This window comes from Phytohabitans houttuyneae (assembly GCF_011764425.1).
GTDB lineage: Bacteria > Actinomycetota > Actinomycetes > Mycobacteriales > Micromonosporaceae > Phytohabitans > Phytohabitans houttuyneae.
Genome location: NZ_BLPF01000004.1, coordinates 1,159,705 through 1,178,954, shown reverse-complemented (window position 1 = coordinate 1,178,954; position 19,250 = coordinate 1,159,705). Strand labels below are relative to the sequence as shown.

19 protein-coding genes, 1 pseudogene and 1 riboswitch are annotated in these 19,250 nt (G+C 71.2%); of the genes and pseudogenes, 18 read left to right on the top strand and 2 right to left on the bottom strand.

The window, feature by feature from the left end:
* Positions 1-136 precede the first annotated feature (136 nt).
* From ctaE to Phou_RS47470, 7 genes are all read left to right on the top strand, one after another.
* On the top strand, positions 137-736 hold the full coding sequence (ctaE, locus tag Phou_RS47500) for an aa3-type cytochrome oxidase subunit III (protein WP_218579621.1): 600 nt from the start codon (positions 137-139) through the stop codon (positions 734-736).
* Between the two features lie 57 nt (positions 737-793).
* Positions 794-1,636 (top strand): cytochrome bc1 complex diheme cytochrome c subunit, encoded by an 843-nt coding sequence (qcrC, locus tag Phou_RS47495; protein ID WP_173070926.1) that lies wholly within the window; start codon positions 794-796, stop codon positions 1,634-1,636.
* Positions 1,633-2,721 carry a cytochrome bc1 complex Rieske iron-sulfur subunit gene (gene qcrA / locus Phou_RS47490; protein WP_173070924.1) on the top strand — a complete coding sequence of 363 codons (1,089 nt, stop codon included), beginning with the start codon at positions 1,633-1,635 and terminating at the stop codon, positions 2,719-2,721. The genes qcrC and qcrA overlap by 4 nt, the downstream gene beginning before the upstream one ends.
* A complete protein-coding gene (gene qcrB / locus Phou_RS47485) occupies positions 2,718-4,337 on the top strand; it encodes a cytochrome bc1 complex cytochrome b subunit (RefSeq protein WP_173070922.1) in 1,620 nt (539 codons plus the stop codon). Before qcrA ends, qcrB begins: the two co-directional genes overlap by 4 nt.
* Before the next feature lie 73 nt (positions 4,338-4,410).
* A riboswitch (ZMP/ZTP riboswitch) is annotated at positions 4,411-4,496 on the top strand.
* Between the two features lie 13 nt (positions 4,497-4,509).
* Positions 4,510-5,367 carry a bifunctional 5,10-methylenetetrahydrofolate dehydrogenase/5,10-methenyltetrahydrofolate cyclohydrolase gene (locus tag Phou_RS47480; protein ID WP_173070921.1) on the top strand — a complete coding sequence of 286 codons (858 nt, stop codon included), beginning with the start codon at positions 4,510-4,512 and terminating at the stop codon, positions 5,365-5,367.
* 131 nt (positions 5,368-5,498) lie between these two features.
* Positions 5,499-5,690 carry a hypothetical protein gene (locus Phou_RS47475; protein WP_173071545.1) on the top strand — a complete coding sequence of 64 codons (192 nt, stop codon included), beginning with the start codon at positions 5,499-5,501 and terminating at the stop codon, positions 5,688-5,690.
* A gap of 47 nt (positions 5,691-5,737) precedes the next feature.
* Complete coding sequence (locus Phou_RS47470; RefSeq protein ID WP_173070919.1) at positions 5,738-6,631, top strand: hypothetical protein; 894 nt, start codon at positions 5,738-5,740, stop codon at positions 6,629-6,631.
* Between the two features lie 108 nt (positions 6,632-6,739).
* Here the strand turns inward: Phou_RS47470 and Phou_RS47465 are convergent, their stop codons facing one another.
* Together Phou_RS47465 and ctaC are read right to left on the bottom strand one after the other, a co-directional pair.
* A complete protein-coding gene (locus Phou_RS47465; protein WP_173070917.1) occupies positions 6,740-7,162 on the bottom strand; it encodes a cytochrome c oxidase subunit 4 in 423 nt (140 codons plus the stop codon).
* A 9-nt stretch (positions 7,163-7,171) separates the two neighbouring features.
* Positions 7,172-8,079: pseudogene (ctaC, locus tag Phou_RS47460) on the bottom strand (aa3-type cytochrome oxidase subunit II).
* Between the two features lie 96 nt (positions 8,080-8,175).
* On the opposite strand from ctaC, the gene Phou_RS47455 reads away from it, so the two are divergent.
* The 11 genes from Phou_RS47455 (at position 8,176) to Phou_RS47405 (ending at position 19,171) form a co-directional block, all read left to right on the top strand.
* Entirely contained in the window at positions 8,176-9,288 is a 1,113-nt protein-coding gene (locus Phou_RS47455; RefSeq protein WP_173070913.1) for a cysteine desulfurase family protein, read from the top strand.
* Positions 9,285-9,506, top strand: a complete 222-nt coding sequence (locus Phou_RS47450; protein WP_173070911.1) for a sulfurtransferase TusA family protein — start codon at positions 9,285-9,287, stop codon at positions 9,504-9,506. Before Phou_RS47455 ends, Phou_RS47450 begins: the two co-directional genes overlap by 4 nt.
* A gap of 274 nt (positions 9,507-9,780) precedes the next feature.
* On the top strand, positions 9,781-10,749 hold the full coding sequence (locus tag Phou_RS47445; protein WP_218579620.1) for a hypothetical protein: 969 nt from the start codon (positions 9,781-9,783) through the stop codon (positions 10,747-10,749).
* Positions 10,750-10,774: 25 nt separating this feature from the next.
* Positions 10,775-11,527, top strand: a complete 753-nt coding sequence (locus tag Phou_RS47440) for a vWA domain-containing protein (protein ID WP_173070907.1) — start codon at positions 10,775-10,777, stop codon at positions 11,525-11,527.
* Entirely contained in the window at positions 11,527-12,360 is an 834-nt protein-coding gene (locus tag Phou_RS47435; RefSeq protein WP_173070905.1) for a protein phosphatase 2C domain-containing protein, read from the top strand. The genes Phou_RS47440 and Phou_RS47435 overlap by 1 nt, the downstream gene beginning before the upstream one ends.
* Entirely contained in the window at positions 12,357-12,950 is a 594-nt protein-coding gene (locus tag Phou_RS47430; protein WP_173070903.1) for a hypothetical protein, read from the top strand. The genes Phou_RS47435 and Phou_RS47430 overlap by 4 nt, the downstream gene beginning before the upstream one ends.
* Complete coding sequence (locus Phou_RS54835) at positions 12,947-13,780, top strand: hypothetical protein (RefSeq protein WP_173070901.1); 834 nt, start codon at positions 12,947-12,949, stop codon at positions 13,778-13,780. The genes Phou_RS47430 and Phou_RS54835 overlap by 4 nt, the downstream gene beginning before the upstream one ends.
* 16 nt (positions 13,781-13,796) lie before the next feature.
* Positions 13,797-14,408 (top strand): 4Fe-4S single cluster domain-containing protein, encoded by a 612-nt coding sequence (locus Phou_RS47420; RefSeq protein ID WP_218579619.1) that lies wholly within the window; start codon positions 13,797-13,799, stop codon positions 14,406-14,408.
* 34 nt (positions 14,409-14,442) lie between these two features.
* A complete protein-coding gene (locus tag Phou_RS47415; RefSeq protein WP_173070899.1) occupies positions 14,443-15,675 on the top strand; it encodes a hypothetical protein in 1,233 nt (410 codons plus the stop codon).
* Positions 15,672-17,618, top strand: coding sequence for an AAA family ATPase (locus Phou_RS47410; protein ID WP_173070897.1), 1,947 nt, complete (start codon positions 15,672-15,674; stop codon positions 17,616-17,618). Before Phou_RS47415 ends, Phou_RS47410 begins: the two co-directional genes overlap by 4 nt.
* On the top strand, positions 17,615-19,171 hold the full coding sequence (locus Phou_RS47405; RefSeq protein ID WP_173070895.1) for a hypothetical protein: 1,557 nt from the start codon (positions 17,615-17,617) through the stop codon (positions 19,169-19,171). Before Phou_RS47410 ends, Phou_RS47405 begins: the two co-directional genes overlap by 4 nt.
* The last annotated feature ends 79 nt before the right edge of the window (positions 19,172-19,250 follow it).

The window sequence follows — 19,250 nt, the reverse complement described above, 5'->3', positions numbered from 1 at the left end:
GGGCCCCGGATGCCGGCTCAATTCGGGCAGGCCGCTCCGCTCCCAGCTCCGAGTTGAGCCCGCCCCGGCACCCACGACACACCGTCGTAGGTGACCCCGACGCAACGTCGTACTACGAGGTGGCGATAATGACCGCGTGACTGCGGCCTCAGCAATTGACAAGAGCCGGATCCACTCGCTGACGCGGCCCAACATGGTCAGCGTCGGGACGATCGTGTGGCTCTCCAGCGAGCTCATGTTCTTCGCGGCGCTCTTCGCGATGTACTTCTCCATCCGCGCCGCTGCCCCTGAGCAGTGGGAGAAGCACACGGAGGTTCTCAACCTGCCGTACGCGACGACCTTCACGCTGATCCTTGTCGCATCCTCGGTGACCTGCCAGTTCGGCGTCTTCGCCGCGGAGCGGGGCGACGTCCACTCGCTGCGCCGCTGGTTCACTCTCACGTTCGTGATGGGGCTCATCTTCGTCCTGGGCCAGGCCAACGAGTACCGCCACCTCGTGCACGACGGCGTGAAGATCAACGGAGACGGCTACGGGTCGATGTTCTACCTGACCACCGGCTTCCACGGTCTGCACGTGAGCGGCGGCCTCGTGGCGTTCCTGATCTTCATGGCCCGCACCACCATGGGCCGGTTCACGCCGGCACAGGCGACCTCGGCGATCGTCGTGTCGTACTACTGGCACTTCGTCGACGTCGTCTGGATCGCGCTGTTCTCGATGATCTACCTGCTTCAGTGACGAGGTTGTCACGTTCCGCCCGCTCGGTTCGTCCCATAGTTATGAAGGACATCTGGCATGACTTCTGACACCCCCGGCGGCCTGATGGCGCGGCTGCGCCGCAGGCGGTCACAACCGCGCAGCCGGGTGCGGCGGCGCCTGGGCACGGTGGTGCGCCTCACTCTCGCGCTGACGCTCGCCGGCGGTGTGTACGCCGTGTTCGCTCCCGGCCTGTCAGCCGACGACACGCCGCAGCTGTCGACGGCGGCCGAGGAGGGCAAGGCGCTGTTCGACCAGAGCTGCATCACCTGTCACGGCCGCAACGCGCAGGGCGTGCAGGACCGCGGTCCCAGCCTGATCGGCGTGGGCGCGGCGGCAGTGGAGTTCCAGGTGAGCACCGGACGCATGCCGATGGCGCGGCAGGAGGCGCAGGCGCCCCGCAAGCCGTCGATGTTCACCGACGACCAGACCCGCCAGCTCGCGCAGTACATCCAGGAGCTCGGCGGCGGCCCGCAGGTGCCCGACGGCGACCTGCGCGCGCCCAGCGACGACGACGAGGCCATCGCCCGCGGCGGCAACCTCTTCCGGATCAACTGCTCGTCCTGCCACGCGTTCGGCGGTGGCGGTGGCGCCCTTTCCTCCGGCAAGTACGCGCCGAGCCTGGACAAGGCCACCGACCGCCAGATGTACGCGGCAATGCTGACCGGCCCGCAGAACATGCCGGTCTTCGGTGACAACCAGCTGACGCCGGAGCAGAAGAAGGAGATCATCTCCTACGTTCAGGAGTCGCTGAAGCAGGACAAGGACCCGGGTGGTTGGGGCCTTGGCCGCTTCGGCCCGGTGACCGAGGGACTCGCGATCTTCCTCGTCGGGATCGTCGCGCTGGTGTTCGCAGCCCTCTGGATTGCGGGGAAGTCATGAGCACGCACACACACGACCACGACGTCGAGCGGGAAGAGATCGACCTCTACGATCCGCGCCTGTCGCGATTCGACATCGTCCGCGAGGGCGCGCGGCGTGACGGCATCGAGATCGTCCACTACGAGGACCCGTTCCCGATCAAGGGCACCAAGGCCGAGCGCCGGATGGTCCGGGCCGTAGCGTCGTTCTTCCTGCTCACCGGCCTCGCGGCGACCGCCTTCCTGATCATCTACATCTGGTGGCCGTGGGAGTACGAGCTGGGCTCCAACAACACCAAGCTCTACACCCCGCTGCTCGGGCTCACCCTCGGCATCTCGCTGCTCGGCATCGGCTTCGGCATCCTCGCCTGGGGCAAAAAGCTGATGCCTCGGGAGATCGCGATCCAGGACCGGCACGACGGCCCGTCCGACCGGGCGCAGCGCAAGCTGACCGGCGAGACGATGGCGTACATCGTCGACGAGCTGGGCATCAAGCGCCGCAAGACGCTCGGCCTGGCCGCGCTGCTCGGCCTCGCGCCGGTCGGCCTCGTCGCCGCCGCCCCGCTCATCGGTGGCCTGATCAAGGACCCGACCAGGGACCGCATCCTCTTCCGCACCGGCTGGGACCCCGCCGCCAACGGGGGCCGTCCGGTGCGCCTCACCCGCGAGGACGGCACGCCGATCCGGCCCGAGGACGTCAGCGTCGGCGGCCAGATGACGGTCTTCCCCGGTATCCCGAATGGCGCTACCAACGAGCACGCCGACTCCCCCACGCTGCTGATCCACCTGCGGGAGGGCGACGCGCAGAAGACGCTGGACAGCGCCAAGCCGGTCAACGAGGGCTCCCAGTGGGAAAACTTCGTCGCGTACTCGAAGATCTGCACACACGCCGGCTGCCCCGCCAGCCTGTACGAGCAGCAGACGAACCGCCTGCTCTGCCCGTGCCACCAGTCGCAGTTCCTGATCACCGACAACGCCCGACCGATCTTCGGGCCCGCCACGCGTAGCCTTCCGCAGCTGCCCATCACGGTGGACGAGGAAGGGTACTTCGTGGCAACGTCCGACTATAAGGTGGCTGTTGGGCCAGCATTTTGGGAGCGGCCATGAAGCGCCGGAAGGTAGACGTCAGCGCGGTGCCCGCCAAGGTCGGCGGAGGGCTGGACGACAGGTTCCAGGCGGCCACACCGCTGCGCAACATCCTCAACAAGGTCTTTCCTGACCACTGGTCGTTCCTGCTGGGCGAGATCGCGCTGTTCTCGTTCATCGTCCTGCTGCTGACCGGTACGTTCCTGACGTTCTTCTACGACCCCTCGCTGAGCACGACCACCTACGACGGCAGCTACGCGCCGCTGCGGGGCGTGCACATGTCACAGGCGTACGCGTCGAGCCTCAACCTCTCCTTCGACGTGCGCGGCGGCCTGATCATGCGGCAGATGCACCACTGGGCGGCACTGACATTCATGTCGGCGATCGTGGTGCACATGTTCCGGATCTTCTTCACCGGCGCGTTCCGCAAGCCCCGTGAGACAAACTGGATCATCGGCTCGCTGCTGTTCTGGGTCGGCTTCCTGGCCGGCTTCACCGGCTACTCCCTCCCCGACGACGCGCTCTCCGGCACCGGCCTGCGGATCGCCTCAGCGATCATGCTGTCGATCCCGGTCATCGGCTCCTGGGTAACCACGTCGATCTTCGACGGCGAGTTCCCCGGCACCGTCATCATGGGCCGCTTCTACATCGCCCACGTGCTACTCATCCCGGGCGCACTACTCGCGCTGATCAGCGTCCACCTCGGCCTGGTCTTCAAACAGAAGCACACCCAGTGGCCCGGCCCCGGCCGCACCGAGCACAACGTGGTCGGCGAACGCTTCGTGCCGCGATACACCATCAAGCAGGGCGGCTTCTTCATGATCGTCTTCGGCGTCATCGCGCTGATGGGCGGTCTGTTCCAGATCAACCCGATCTGGCTCTTCGGCCCGTACGAGGCGTTCACGGTCTCGGCGGCCAGCCAGCCCGACTGGTACGTGATGTTCCTCGACGGCTCGACGCGGCTCTTCCCGGCCTGGGAGATACGTTTCGACCTGTGGGGCTGGGGCGACGGCTACACGATCCCACCGATCTTCTGGCCCACGGTGGTGTTGCCTGGCATCTTGACGATGCTGCCGCTCGCCTATCCGTTCATCGAGGCCAGGCTGACCAAGGACCACCGGGCGCACAACCTGCTACAGCGCCCGCGTGACGTGCCCGCCCGCACCGCGCTCGGCGCGATGGCGATCGCGTTCTGGCTCGTCCTGACGCTGTCCGGCGGCAACGACGTGATCGCCGACAAGTTCCACATCAGCCTCAACGCGATGACCTGGGCCGGCCGCATCGGCCTGCTGATCGCGCCACCACTGGCCTACTACATCACCTACCGGATCTGCCTTGGCCTGCAACAGCACGACCGCGAGGTCCTCGCACACGGCGTCGAGACCGGCATCATCCGCCGACTGCCGGACGGACGCTTCATCGAGGTACACCAACCGCTCGCGCCGGTCGACGAGCACGGCCACGGCAGCCTGGACTACGCGGGCTGGGTGGTGCCGAAGAAGATGAACCGGCTCGGCGCGCTCGGCCCCGCGATCCGCGGCTTCTTCTTCCCGATCGAAAAGCCCGCCGAGGCCCCGGTCTCGCCCGGCCACCCACCGGTCTCACCGCGGCCGGACCGCGAGGAGATCACCAAGTAGTCACCCGTACGGCAGGAGGCCGCGGTCCGCGTCAGCGGGCCGCGGCCTTCTCGTTTCGCGCGTCCGGCATGATGGTCGGGACAGCGACTGGCGGCACGAGGATGGGTCTCAACCATCGGGGAGCCGGCGTCGCGGGCGCCGACCGCCTGGGTGCCCGCGCCGAGGAGCGCGCATGCCCACCACCGCCCGTCTGCTGCCCGGCGCACCCGTCGCCGAGGCCGTCATGGCGCAGACCGCGGCCAGCGTCGCCGCCCTGCGCGAGCGCGGCGTCACTCCAAGCCTCGCCACGATCCTGGTCGGGGACGACGACGCCAGCGCCGGCTACATCCGCATCAAGCAGCGCCAGGCCGCCGAGCTCGGCTTCGCCTCACCGCACGAGCACCTGCCGGCCACGGCCACGCAGGCCGACCTGCACCGGGCCATCGACGGCTTCAACGCGGACCCGGCGGTGCACGGGCTGCTCGTCCAGTACCCCGTGCCGTCCCACCTGGACTACGACGCGGCGCTGCAGACCATCGACCCGGACAAGGACGTCGACGGCATGCACCCGCTCAACATGGGTCGCCTCGCCGTGGGCCTGCCCGGCCCGCTGCCGTGCACGCCGGCGGGCATCGAGGCGCTGCTCGCCCACTACGAGATCCCCGTCTCCGGCCGCGAGGTGGTGATCCTGGGGCGGGGCGCCACGCTCGGCCGCCCGCTCGCGATGCTGCTCGCCCAGAAGCGCCCCACCGCCAACGCCGCCGTCACGGTGGTGCACACGGGCGTGCCGGACTGGCCCCGGTACACCCAGCGGGCCGACATCCTCGTCGCGGCGGCCGGCGTGCCCGGCATCATCCAGCCCGAGCACGTGCGGCCCGGCGCCGTGGTGATCGGAGCCGGCGTGCGGTACGCGGGCCGGCGCCTGCTCCCCGACGTCGACGAGGCCTGCGCCGAGGTGGCCGGCGCGATCACGCCACGGGTCGGCGGCGTCGGCCCCACGACGGTGGCCATGCTCTTCCGCAACGCCGTACGGGCCGCCGAGCGCACGTAAGGGGCAGCCGTTCGAACATGTGCGCGACACGCCGGTCGGATTTCCGACATCTGGCGTGCGGGTCGTGGCAGCGTGAGAACCACAACCGGGTAATTCCCGCTTTCCTAGCAGAGGAGAGACCCGTGCGAGAGATGCACTGTGCCATCTGTCAGGCCGAGATGGCCTTCGAGGCCCTGCCCGCCGAAGACGAGAGCGCCGACGAGTTTCCCGAACTGCTCTGCACCGGATGCGGCACCGCGGTGGTTGTCGCACCGTTCACGCTGCGGGTGTGGCTACGCGACAAGGGCAGCGCCATAGCGCCACAGCAGCGCCGCGCCGCCTGACCTATATCGGTTGGACCCCCGAGGGCTTTACGGGCCACCGTGGCCATGTGAACGACGCTGAACGGCGGGTCTGGTCCCAGCTCCCCGCCGGCACCCGCGAGTCGCTGGCCGGGCTCTCCTCGTCCGACCTGCAGACGCTGCTGCTGTCGGTGGCCCGCGCCCGCGCCTCCCGTGTACGCCCGGCCGACCTCGTGCGGCGCTGGCGCGAGGACCGGTTCGTGCGCCCGGCGGCCAGCGACCCGCGCGCGCTGGCCGACCTGGAGGCGCGCATGTGGCGGCTGCTGCCCGCCGACTTTGAGGGCGTGGAGCTCTCCCCCGTCGTGCCGCTCGGCACCTGCGCGGCGGTCACCCCGCAGAGCCAGGACAGGATCGTCTCGACCGTGCGCACCGCCGAGGTGGTCAGCGACTCCACGAACGCACTCGCCATCGAGGCGGCCCACCGCCGCCTGAGCCAGCCGGCCGGCGGCGAGGTGCACGTAGCCGCCTGCCACCGGATGCTGCGGGCCCAGCGCTTCCCGGCCGGCTTCGGCTCGCACTTCCGGCTATTCGCGCTTGTCTCCAGCGCCCGCGACACCGGCTCCGGCACCACGCAGGCCCGGCTGCTCACCCGCCACCTGCGCTACTGGCACAGCGTCCTGCCGGCGGAGGTCGAGCCCCGCCTGCTGTTCACGATTTTCGACAGCCCGGTGCTCCGGGAGCGCGTCCGCGACACCGTGGCACCCGCGGTGCCCGTCACCGAACTGCCGGATCGCGAGCACGGCCGCGGCTACTACGTCGAGGGCGCCATCCGCATCGCCGCCGGCAGCGACGAGATCGGCGACGGCGGCTTCACGACGTGGACCGCGCAGCTGATGGGCAACGCCAAGGAACGCTGCCTGGTGTCATGCATCTCCACCGAACGCCTGGCCGCCCTTACCGCCCGCACCGGCCCCGCGGGTTGATCAGGGAGTTGGTTGGCGTGTCGCCCGGCGCGTCCGCCCACAAAGTCCCTGATCAACGCCGAGAGAGAGGGGCCGCCGCGCCGCGCCACGCGGCGGGCCCGCGCAAACCTAGTGCTCGGCGGTGCGGCGGGTGCCGGTGTAGTACTCGAAGAGCAGGCCACACGTCGCGGCGGTTACCGCGATCATGCCGGCCGCCAGCAGCCAGACCATCCAGAAGACAAGGCCGAGGCCGGCCACCGTCGCGGCGAGTGCCAGGCCGAAGGGCCAGTAGCTGCCCGGGCTGAAGAAGCCGATCTCGCCCGCACCCTCGGCGACCTCGGCGTCGGGCCGGTCCTCGGGGCGCGGGTCGATGCGGCGGGAGACAAACCAGAAGAAGCCGCCGCACATGCTGGTCAGCAGGCCCGAGAGCAGGAGGGCGACCGTGCCCACCCAGTCGAGCTCCATGTCGTACCACGTCCACCAGGCGTAGACGGCGCAGGCGACGAACAGGAACGCGGACACGATGCCGAAGATCCGCCACTCAGTCTTCATCGCGCAGCCTCATTCTCCGCCGGACGGGTTGAAGTTCGACACGGTGCGCTTGGTGTCGAACGGCTTGGTCGTCGTCGCCAACGGCTCCTCACCGATCGAGGTCAGCGCCTCCTGCGTCGTGGCACCGTCCCGCTTGGCCTGCAAGAAGCGGTCGAACTCGTCCGGCGAGACCACCCGCAGCTCGAAGTTCATCATCGAGTGGTACGTGCCGCACAGCTCGGCGCAACGCCCGACGTACGGCCCTTCCTGGTTGATGCTCTCGACCTCGAAGACGTTGCGCACGTTGCCGGGGAAGACGTCGCGCTTGAAGAGCAGCTCGGGCACCCAGAACGAGTGGATGACGTCCTTGCTCGTCTCCTCGAAGCGGATGCGTCGCCCGGTCGGAAGCACCAGCACCGGGATCACGTCGCTCGAGCCGAGCGTGGAGGCGACCGTGTTGGCGTCCTCACCGGCGCCGTCGCGGTAGTTGAACTGCCAGTTCCACTTGAAGGCGACAACCTCGACGGTGACCATGTTCGGGTCGTTCTTGACCCTGTCCACGTCGGTCTGCACGACCGCCGTGTAGTAGAAGAGCACGCACACGACCAGGATCGGAGCGATCGTGTAGAGGAACTCCATCGGCATGTTGTAGCGGGTCTGCACCGGCAGCTGGTCGCCCCGCTTGCGGTAGCGCACCACGCACCAGAAGATCAGGCCCCACACCAGCGCGCCGACGGCGAGAGCCGCGATGACCGAGCCGATCCACAGGTCGTACATCCGGTTGGCCTGCGGCGTGATGCCGTTTTCCGGCCAGCCGAACCCATCGAACGCCGAGCCGACGTCACAGCCCCCAACAGGGACAGTGCCAGAGCGCCGGCGCCGAGCCCGGCGAGCCGGCCAACCCGGCCCGTCTGGCCGTGCGCACCCCTTGCGATCACCTGGTCCTGCCTCCCTAGCAGTGCCGTAGCGAGCAAGCCGCACATTACTCGACCATGCATCTACTACACGTCGTGGGGGTGGGTAGCGTCGCTGGCATGCAGGCGTTCTTTGACGCGGCGGCGGGCGCGCCGCTGCACCCGGTCGCGCGCCAGGCGCTGCTCGCCGCCCTCGACGACGGCTGGGCCGACCCCGGCAAGCTCTACACGCAGGCCCGCCGGGCACGCCAGCTTCTCGACGCGGCCCGGGCCGCGACCGCCGAGATTCTGGGGGTACGCGACGACGAGCTCGCCTTCGCACCGGACGGCACCGCCGCGGCGCGGTTGGCGGTCGCCGGTGCCCGCATCGGTCGACGCAGGGTCGGTTCCGCGGTCGTGCACTCGGCGATCGAGCACTCCGCCGTGCTCCACGCGGCCGCCGACGGCGGGGTGAGCGTGCCCGTCGACCGCCTGGGCCGCCTCGACCTCGACGCCTGGCGTGACGCGGTCGGCGGCGGCGGTGTGGCCCTGGCCGCTCTGATCAGCGCCAGCCACGAGGTGGGCACGCTGCAGCCGGTTGCCGAGGCCGCCGAGGCGTGCGCGGCGCACGGGGTACCCCTCTATGTGGACGCCGCCCAGTCGGTCGGGCGGGTACCGGTGCCCGACGGCTGGTCCCTGCTCACCGCGAGCGCCCGCAAGTGGGGCGGCCCGGCCGGCGTCGGGCTCCTGGTCGTGCGCAAGGGAACGCGCTGGGTCTCGCCGTACCCCCAGGATGGCGGCCGGGACACGGGCCGCGACCTGCCCGCGATCGTCGCCGCCGCGGCCGCCCTGCGTGCCGTCGCCGCGGAGCAGGCCGCCGAGGCCGCGCGCCTGGCGCCCCTGGTCGACCGCATCCGCACCACGGTGGCCGCCACCGTGCCGGACGTGGAGGTGGTCGGCGACCCGGACGCCCGGCTGCCGCACCTCGTGACGTTCTCCTGCCTGTACGTGGACGGCGAGGCGCTGCTGCACGCCCTGGACCGCCAGGGCTTCGCGGTCTCCTCGGGCTCCTCATGCACGTCGTCCACGCTGCACCCGAGCCACGTGCTGGAGGCGATGGGCGTGCTCTCGCACGGCAACGTCCGGGTGTCGCTGCACCGGCAGAGCACGGCGGCCAAGGTGGACCGCTTCCTCGCGGAGCTGCCCGGCATCGTGGCCGACCTGCGCGCCGAAGCGGGAGTGGTGGGGTTGTGAGCGTGCTCGACTGCCGGGGCCAGCGGTGCCCGCTGCCGGTGATCGCCCTGGCCCGGCGGTTGCCCGAGGTCGAGGTCGGCGAGGTGGTGCGCGTGCTCGCGGACGACCCGGCGGCGGCAAACGACATCCCCGCCTGGTGCCGGATGCGCGGCCAGGAGTACCTGGGTGCGACGGAGGTTGACGGCTCACCCGCCTTCGACGTGCGCCGCGTCTCCTGAGTACCTAACGGGAGTTGACGCTCGGCGGAGCGGGGTCCACCATTTGGGTGAGCCATTCCGAATCGCTTACACGATCCATTTCGCAGCGCCAATCACCCGCGCGGATTACGCCGTCGCATTCGCTTTCCCCAATCTTTTTACCGAGCGCCAAAATACCGCCTTCACCTGCGGAAACGCGTCAAATATCAAGGACGTCGATGACTTTCTGAACGCGGCTTGTCCGGATGTTCACTAAGTGCTGGACAATGCATCCGCCCTGGTTGAACGTCTGCTCGTGGCGACAATGCAGCAACGACAGTCACCGGCCATTCCGAAGGGCACCATTCTGGCGATCGTCGCCTTGGTGGCCGCGGTGTTCCTTCCCCTTCTGGTCGGGCTCGGCCAAGGCGGTCAGGAGCAGACCACTGTGCTGCTCGCCGACCTGGACCAGCGGCGAAACCCCAAGCTCGTCGCGGCCTTGGAGGAGGCGACGGCCGAGGGCCGCGGCCGGGACACGGTGCTTGTCGTCATCGACTCGCCGCGGCGCAACACCTGCTCGACCGAGGCCAAGACACCCCTGTGCATGACCCTGGCCCGGTTCGAGCACCAGGTCACGGTCGTGCGCCAGACGACGGATGTGGAGCCCGCCATGATCGTCGACTCGCTGTACGGGAAGGGACCGAAGCCGGAGGGCGCGAACGGGCTCTTCACGACGACGCGGTCGACCGGGTCCAGCTTCAGCCTGGCGGCCGCGTTCCTCACCGGCCTGAGCATCCTGGGGCTCGCCACCGTCGGCCTGCTCCTCGCGCCGGCGCTGGTCATCTGGTGGGCCGCTCGCCACGGCCAGAGAAACGGCCCGCAGCGCACGGCCGTGCCGCTGAACGCGCACCCCGGTCACCCCCACCAGCCGCAGCGCCACCCGACGCCCGTGCCGCGCGAGTCGGCCGCGCCGCAACGCCAGCGCCGGTTCGCCGCCTCCCCTTCGGGGCCCGCGTCCAACAGCTTGTTCGACCCGCCACCGGCGCCCGCCCCGCGGCACAGCGGACCCGGTACCTCAGCGCCCTCGACGTCGCGTCCCCGCCGCGGCGACGAGGTCGTCGCGCGCACCCACTTCGGACCGGACGGCGGCTACGTCGACGTCGACGGCCTCATCGTCTGGGCGGTACTCGAACCGGCGGGCATCGGCGCCCTGCCGGGACAGCCGCTCCAGGTCGTCGACCGCGGGCACCCGGACCCCCTCACCGTTTCGCCGATCCACCGCTGAACCTCACCGGCTAAGGACGAAGTACATGACAACCGACGCGCTGCCCCCCGTACGGTCCGCGAAGGGCCGACTGCTGCTCACGCTGGTGGTGGACACCTCGGGCTCGATGTCCCAGAACGGAGCGATCGACCAGCTGAACTCCGCCCTACAGACCTGGCGCACCGAGCTCCAGCGCGACGACGCCCTGCGGCGCACCGGCGAGATCGCGCTGGTCACCTTCGGCAAGGACCACGTCGTGGCGGTCGACCCGTCCGGCCGCAGCGGTGGCCAGGCCGTGGAGCCGTTCGTGCCGATCACCGACTTCAACCCGCCGAAGCTCGAGGCGGGCGGGCTGACCCCGATGGTCGAGGCGCTGCAGTACGCGCTGCAGATCATCGCGGCCCGCAAGGAGACGCTGCGCGCCGGCGGGGTGCCGCTCGCGTACCGGCCGATCATGCACCTGATCACCGACGGGGTACCGACCGACGAGAGCGGCCAGCCGACCGACCGCTGGCGCGACCTCGCCCCGGTGCTGCGCAGCCACGAGGCCGGCAACCACCTGCTCTTCTTCGCGCTCGGCGTGCACGGCCACGACGAAAACGTGCTGCGCGGGCTGGCACCGGAGTCCTCGTACCACCTGTCGGGCGTCGACTTCGCCCAGGTCATGCGCCTGATGTCGGCGTCGATCGGCCAGCTGCGCGACGCGTCCCGCAACACCGACGCCAACACGTTCTACCGGGGCGTGCGGCAGCGGCACGAGGAGAGCGAGAAGATGCGCCGCTGGCTGGAGGACCAGTGATGGCCGCACCCAACTCGGCCGGCACGTGGCGGATCGTGCCCGCCTCCACCATCGGGCCCAACCACGTCAAGCTCGGCGCGCAGAACCAGGACGCGATGAAGTGCGAGCCGCTGCCCAGCGGCGCGCAGGTGCTGGCGGTGGCCGACGGCGCGGGCTCGCAGCCGCGCTCGGCGCTCGGCGCGCTCTTCGCCGTCGAGGCGGCCGCCGACGCCGGGCAGGAGATCTTCGGCGGGCGGCTGCCCGGCACGGCCGACGAGTGGCGCGCGGCGGCCGCCCGTTACACGGAGCTCTGCGTCGCCTGGTTCGACCAGCGGGTCGAGAGCGCGGTCGAGGACATCAACCGCCAGGCGGTCGCCCGCGGCACGTCCGCCAAGGCGGCCCGCGCCCAGTTCGCCACCACCGTGCTGGCCGTGGTCATGGCGCCGCCGTGGTTCTGCTGCGTGTCCGTCGGCGACGGGTTCGTCGTGGTCGGCCGCGACCCCGGCGGCGCCCACCTCGTCGTACCGCCGCCGGTCGACCGCGGCGACGCGGGCCAGACCGTCTTTCTGACCTCCTCCGGGCGGGAGGCATGGCTGCGCCGCGAGGTGCTCTACGACCCGGCCGTCTACGGGGTCGCGCTGTGCACCGACGGCCTCATCGAGGGCCTCCTCGACTACGACCACGGTCCGAACGGGGACCTGCTGCCGATGGCGCCGGCCAGCTTCACCGGGTACTTCCGGTACTTCGCCAACCCGGCCAACGACGCGAACGAGCTGACCCGCAAGCTGCTGTCGCAGGAGTTCGCCGGCACCTCGGGCGACGACAAGACGATGATCCTGGCGGTCCGCCGGTGAGCCAGCTGCGCCTGCCCAACGGCCGAGCGGTCCGCCCCGGCGCGGAAGAGCTCGGCAGCGGGCTGCGCAGCACTGTCCGCACCATCGCGGACACGGACGTCGCCTGCATGAAGATCTACTTCGAGGGCCACGCCCCGGCGCAGGAGCGGATCCAGGCGCTCTGCGCGCTGCCGCCCGGCGGCTGGACCGGCGACCGGGCCGACCACCTGCACGTGGCCTGGCCGCGCGCCCCGCTGGTCGACGAGACCGGCGCCACGCGGGCGGTGGTGCTCCCCCGGGTCAGCGGCGTCACCGTGCACCGGCTGCTCGACCCGGAGCGGCGCGCCGAGTTTCTGGCCGAGCCGACCTGGCGCACAAACCTCGCCATCGCGGAGCGGATCGCCCGGCTGGTGCAGATGCTGCACGGCGTCAGTGTGATCGTCGGCGACCTGACGCCCAACAACATGCTTGTCAACCGCGGCGGCTACGTGACGCTGATCGACTGCGACACGGTGCAGTTCACCGACCCGCGCACCGGCACGTTCTTCCCGTCCAGCGAGGTCACCCCGAGTACGCCTCGCCCGAGATGCTCTCCGGGCACCCCACGATGACCTCCGCCGAGCACGACCTCTTCTCGCTGGCGATCATCGTCTGCGAGTTGCTGCTGGAGGGCCAGCACCCGTTCGAGGGGGTACCGGCCGCCGGCGGCGAGGAGGGCATCGAAAACAACATCCGCCGGCAGAACAACTGGATCACGCACCCGGAGCGGATGGTCCAGCGCCCGGACCTGCTACCACCGACGGTCCTGCCGCCCGGCGTTCTCACGTTGCTGCGCCAGTGCTTCGCGGCCGGGCACGCCGACCCCGCCCAGCGCCCGCCCGCCTGGCAGTGGGCGGCGGCGCTGCAGCAGGCCGCCTTCGAGCTGATGGGCTGCCGCTACAACCCCATGCACGCGTACCACCGGTCGCTGCCGTCGTGCATCTGGTGCTACCGCGCGGCGAACGGCCTGTCCGACCACTTCCCGGTGCCGGCCGGCTGGACGCCCCCGGTGCCCATCACGCGCACCGCGCCGGTGCAGCCCAAGCGCCCGGTCCGGCAGGCACCGCCGGCCCGCACCCAGCCCACCCGCCCGACCCGGCCGCCCACGCGGGCACCGGCCCGACCTGCGTCGAGCCCCTACCCGCCACCGCCGAAGCCCAGCGCGCCGACGGGGCCGCCGCCGCGCCGGACGACGCCGCACCAGCCCACGGTGGGCCAGCAGACCGCGGCCCAGCCGACGGTGCCGCTGAAGCCCGCGACGCCGCAGGCCGCGCCCGCGCAGGGCGGACCGCAGCCGGCGAACCCCGCCAAGCCGGTCAAGAGCACCGGTACGTCCGCCGGCTGGGCGGCGGTCATCGCGGTCGCCATCATCCTGCTGATCCTCTACGTGGCGAGCCGCTGATGGGCGCGGTGACGGCATGAGCGGCGCACCCGCCCTTGCGCTACGCGTGGCGGAGACCCAGCCGCGGTGCACGGTCCTCGGGCCCGGCGTCCGGTTCGGCGTGTGGGTACAGGGCTGCGGCATCGGCTGCGCGGGCTGCATATCTCCACAGTGGATTCCTGCCGAGGGTGGCAGCTGGCTGCCCGTGGCCGAGCTGGCCGAGCGGATCGTCCACGAGGCGGTGGACGGGCTCACCCTCTCCGGCGGTGAGCCGTTCGACCAGGCCGGCGCGGCGGCCGACCTCGTGCGGCGGGTACGCGCACGCCGCGACATGTCGGTGCTCAGCTACACCGGCTACACGCTGTCGCACCTGCGCCGTCATGGCACGCCGGACCAGCACGCTCTGCTGGACGCGCTCGACCTGCTGGTCGACGGGCCGTACCTGCGCGCCAAACACGCCGACCTGCGCTGGCGGGCCTCGACCAACCAGCGCGTGCACCACCTGACCGGACGCCACGCCCCCTCGACGCCACTGACGACCGCAGCGCCGGGCTCCAGTTCGACATCGCCGGCGACGGCACCGTCCACTTCACCGGCGTACCGCCCGTGCCCGACTTCCGGGAACGCCTCGAGGCGAGCCTCGCCCTGACGCGCGCCGCCCCGCCCGCAGAGGAGCCGACACCATGAGCAGGTCACCCAAGTACAGCCTGGCGCGCAGCATCGCCGAACGCCTGGAGCGGGCCGCACAGCAACGCGCCGAGCGGCAGCGGCGCCGGCGTGAGGAGGCGGAGCGGCAGCAACGGGTGGCGGTCGCCGCCGCCCGCGACCGGGCCACGGTGCGCTGCACCGTGCTGGTGTCCCGCCGCGCGGCGCTCGCCGAGCAGACCGGCGTACCGACCGAGGAGCTGGCCGCCGAGCTGACCGCCGCGTCGGCGGCGATCGCCGGCGCGAGCTCGCTCGGTGCCCTGCACGCCGAGGAGCGGCGACTCGACGCCATCGAGCGGCGCCTCGTCGAGGCCCGTGCCCTGGCCGCGCGGGACCGGCAGTACGCCGGCGACCGGCTCACCGAGACCCGCCGCGCGCTCGGCGAGGTCGATCCGGCCGTGCGCCAGCGGTTCGACCGGACCGGCGCGCTGGAGGTGTCCCGGCTGCTGGCGGCCGTGGAAGCCACCCCGGCGCCGGCGCAGGCCGACGAGCTCGCCCGGGTGGCCGGCGAGCACCTGCACGAGGTGCTGACCGCGCGGGCGCGGTACGAGCAGCAGCGGCGCGAGGCCAATGCTTTGCTGGACGAGCTGGAGGTGCAGCTGCGCGGGCTGGCCGACGACGCCCGCGCCGCCGACGTCCGGCTCAAGGACGGCGAGCGGCTCACCGCCTCGCTGGAGCTGCTCCGGGCCGAGCTTGCCGAGGAGCGCCCGGAGGAGGTGCTGCGGCTCGGCCGGATCCTGGCCCAGCGGCTGCGTACCGCCGAGGAGGAGCTGGACCTCACGATCGACCGCATCAGCGAGCGGCGGGACGTCCTGCGCTCGCTGGTACAGGCGATGCCGGGAGTCGGCTTCGCGGTCGTGGCGTCGAGCGTGCGGGAGGCCTCCGACGGCACGATCACCGTGCAGGCGCAGCGGCACGGCGGCGAGCAGCTCGTGGTGCGGGTGGAGGACACGGGCGAGGACGAGCACCGGGTGCTGTACACGACCGACACGATGGTCCGCCAGGAAGCGACCGGCACCCTCGGTGAGGGCGCCGTGTGCACCTCGCTCGTCGAGGTCATCGAAAAGCTCCAGGCCTCCGCCCGGACGCAAGGCTTCGACATGGGTCGGGTCACCTGGGAAGGCGCCGGTGACCGCCAGCCGCCCAGCCAGGGTGGGGCGGTGGCGCTACCCCCGCCGGCCCGGCAGGGACTGCGGCGGGACCAGGCGTGAGCACTCCACCCCCGGCGGCGCCCTGGCTGGTCCGCGCGTTTCACGAGCTGCGCAGGCAGCGGCATCTCGTCCTGCACGGCAACATCGAGGACCTCGTGCGCTGGGACGACAGGTACCTGCCGTTCGGCACGGCGCTGTCCGAGTTCCTGCACGTCGTGGGCTTCGCCGCGGTCGCCCGGTACAGCCTCGTCGACGGCCTCACCTACCCGGAGGACAGCAGCCGCGAGTTCGTGGAGCGGCAGCTCAACCCGCCCGAGGAGGCGCCGGCGCCGGTGCCCGAGCCGGCCGCCGCGCTCGCACCGTCGCCCGACGGCAGGAGCGCTCGCCAGGAGCGGCTGGCCTCGTCCGCGCAGGCACTGCAGCAGGAGCTGCTGGCGGCCCGCCACGCGACGCCGCGTACGGCCGAGGACACGCTCGCCGCCGCGCACCGCCTCATGGTCCAGCGGGAGGCGCCATGCGCGTTCGTACTCGACTCGGCCGACCTGGTGATCGGGTCGACCGCGCAGGTGAGCGTCGACCACATCGCGCACGTGGCGCACGTGCGGCGGCTGCTGTCGGAGGCGGTCGAGGTGCCGGGCGCGCAGGGGGTGCTGCGCAACACGGTCGTGTTCGTCGTCCGTGACCTCGCCTCGCTGCCGCCGTGGATCCACCGCGACAACCCGATGGTCGCGGCGGTGCTCGCGGACCGTCCGGGCATCGCCGAGCGCAAGGTGTTCCTGACCGAGCGGCTGCCGCGGTACTACCGCGCCGCCGAGGTGCCGCCCGACCGGCTCGACACGCTCGCCGCAAACCTGGCCACGCTCACGGAGGGCATGTCGGTACGCGAGCTGATCGCGCTGGAGGCGACCTCGCACGTCGCGCGCCTGGAGCCGGCCGCGGCCCGCCGCCTTGTGGCGCGGCACCGGTTCGGACTGCGCGAGGACCCGTGGGAGCAGCTCGACATCGCCAAGGTCCGCGAAGCCGACAAGGTGCTGTCCCGTCGGGTCATCGGGCAGCCGGCGGCCGTGCGCGCCGTGTGCGACGTACTCGTCAACGCCCGGGGCGGCCTGGACTTCGTGGCCGAGGGCGACCAGTCGGGCACCCGTCCCAAGGGCGTCTTCTTCTTCGTCGGTCCGACCGGCGTCGGCAAGACCGAGCTGGCCAAGGCGCTGGCCGAGGTGGTGTTCGGCGACGAGGCGGCGCTGCGCCGGTTCGACATGAGCGAGTTCAGCCAGGAGCACGCCAGCGAGCGGCTCACCGGCGCGCCGCCCGGGTACGTGGGGCACGAGCAGGGCGGTGTGCTCACGAACTGGGTGCTGGAACGCCCGTTCAGCGTGATCCTCTTCGACGAGATCGAAAAGGCGAGCCGGAAGATCTTCGACAAGTTCCTGCAGATCATCGACGACGGCCGGCTGACCGACGGGCAGGGGCGCACCGCGCACTTTTCGCACTCGATCGTGGTGTTCACGTCGAACCTCGGCGCCGGAACGCTGCGCCAGCGGATCTCCGGCTCGGCCATGCCGTACGAGGCGATCACCGACCACTTCAACCGCGCCGTCACCGACTTCTTCACCACCGAGCTGGGCCGGCCGGAGCTGCTCGGCCGGCTGGGCAGCGGGGTCGTCGTCTTCGACATCCTCCGCGAAGAAGTGATCAAGGAGATCATCGGCAAGTTTCTCGACCAGCTGGCCGGGTCGGCCCGTGCCCGGGGCTGGGAGATCGTCTTCGACCGGGCGGCCATCGACCGCGCGGTGATCGAGGAGATCATGCGCGACGGCGCGGCGCTCGGCGCGCGGCAGATCCGCAGCCCGCTGCTGGAGCGGTGGGTGCGCGTACCGGTCAACCGCTGGGTGCTGGAGCATTCGCCACCGCCCGGCACCCGCCTGTGGGTACGCCGTTCCACCGGCGCGTCCCCGTTCACGGTCCAGGTGTTTCCGAACATGGCGGAGGGGGCGACGGCATGACCGACGTCGAGGAACTGGAGCAGTTGGACCTCGCCGAGCTGCTGCGCCGCGTGGAGCTGTACGAGCAGGAGGAGAGCCTGCCGGTACCGGAGTTCGAGCGCTACGCGCGCACCGAGACCGCGCTGGAGAACGTGCTCCAGGTGGAGGCGGCCCGGCGCGCCAGCGACTTCGACTACGACGGCTGCATCGAGCTGCTCGACCAGGTGATCGGCCTCAACCAGCGGCTGGCCGACATCGCCGAGCGGGAGCTGCGGCAGCTGGAGGCGGCGGGCCAGTACGGCGAGGCGGCCGACACGCTGCGAAACTGGCGCGACCTGGCACAGGGCCTGATCCTCATCGTCCAGGGCCTGATCCACTCGCAACGCTCGGACGAGCGCCGCCTGACCGGCGACATCGAAGGCGCCGAGCAGGCGCTCGCCGAGGCCATGCGCTACTTCGACCAGCTCGCCCGTAGCGACCTGCCGCAGCAGCAGGTGGGCATGCTCCGCGGAATGCTCGCGCATGCCACGAACGAGTTCCTGAGCGGGTTGCGGGAGATGCGGGCGGCCAACTTCCGCGGCGCGTACCACTTCCTGGACCGGTGCCGGGTGATGTTCGAGGAGCTGCTGGAGAGCGCCCGCGAGGAGCACCGCCGCGACGACGGCAGCTCGGCGGCGCAGTTTCAGGAGCTGGAGCGGGACCTGTCGGTGACGCTGGCGTACGCGCGGGCGGTGCAGAGCCAGGTCGAGATGCTCCGGGAGGTCCAGGTCGGCAACCACGGCGCGGCGGTGGAGTGCGGCCAGGAGTCGATCCGGGTGTTCGAGTCACTTGTCGAGGCGGCCGTCGCCGAGAGCATGACCCGCAACGTGGTCGCGCTGCGCCGCATGGAGCTGGCGTACGTGCGCGGCTGGCTTTCGTGGTCGCAGGCCGAGTACGCGGTCGACGAGCGCGACTGGGCGCAGTGCCGGGTGCACGCGCGGCACGCCCGTACCCACTGGAACGAGGCGGCCCGGCTGGTGACCCGCAACAACCTGCTCGGCCTGGTCAGCGGGCAGAACGACCAGGGCAACACCGAGCTGCTGCTGCAGTCGACGCTTCGCCGCTGCGAGCGGGAGCAGCGGTTTCACCGCGAGATCGAGGAGCTGCGGGGCGCCCTCAACCGGATCAACCCGATCGTCATCCACAACCAGGGCGGCCAGGGAGGCAGCGCCATGACCAACAGGGACAACTTCACGTTCAACGCGCCGGTCACGAACACCGGCGGCGCGATCGGCAACCAGGAGCACGTGGAGATCGGCCAGGTACACCACCAGCAGGTGCTCGGACCGACCGACTTCCGCGCGCTCGCCGAGGAGCTGGCCGAGCTGCGGGAGGCGATGGCGGCAGGCGCGCGCACCGACCAGGAGCGGGAGGTCGTGGCGCGGGTGCGGGAGGCTGAGGAGGCCGCCCGCCGCGCCGACGAACAGACCGTGCGAAGCCGCCTCGCCGCCGCCGGCCGCTGGGCGCTGACCATGGCGCAGAACCTGATGCTCACCGCCGCGACCGCCGCCATCCAGCGCAGCATCGGCGCCTAACGCGCTTGGATCGGGTCGTGCACCCACGGAGGGTGAGGCCGCGGGACGCGCAACGGTCCGGACCACGACGGAGCATCGT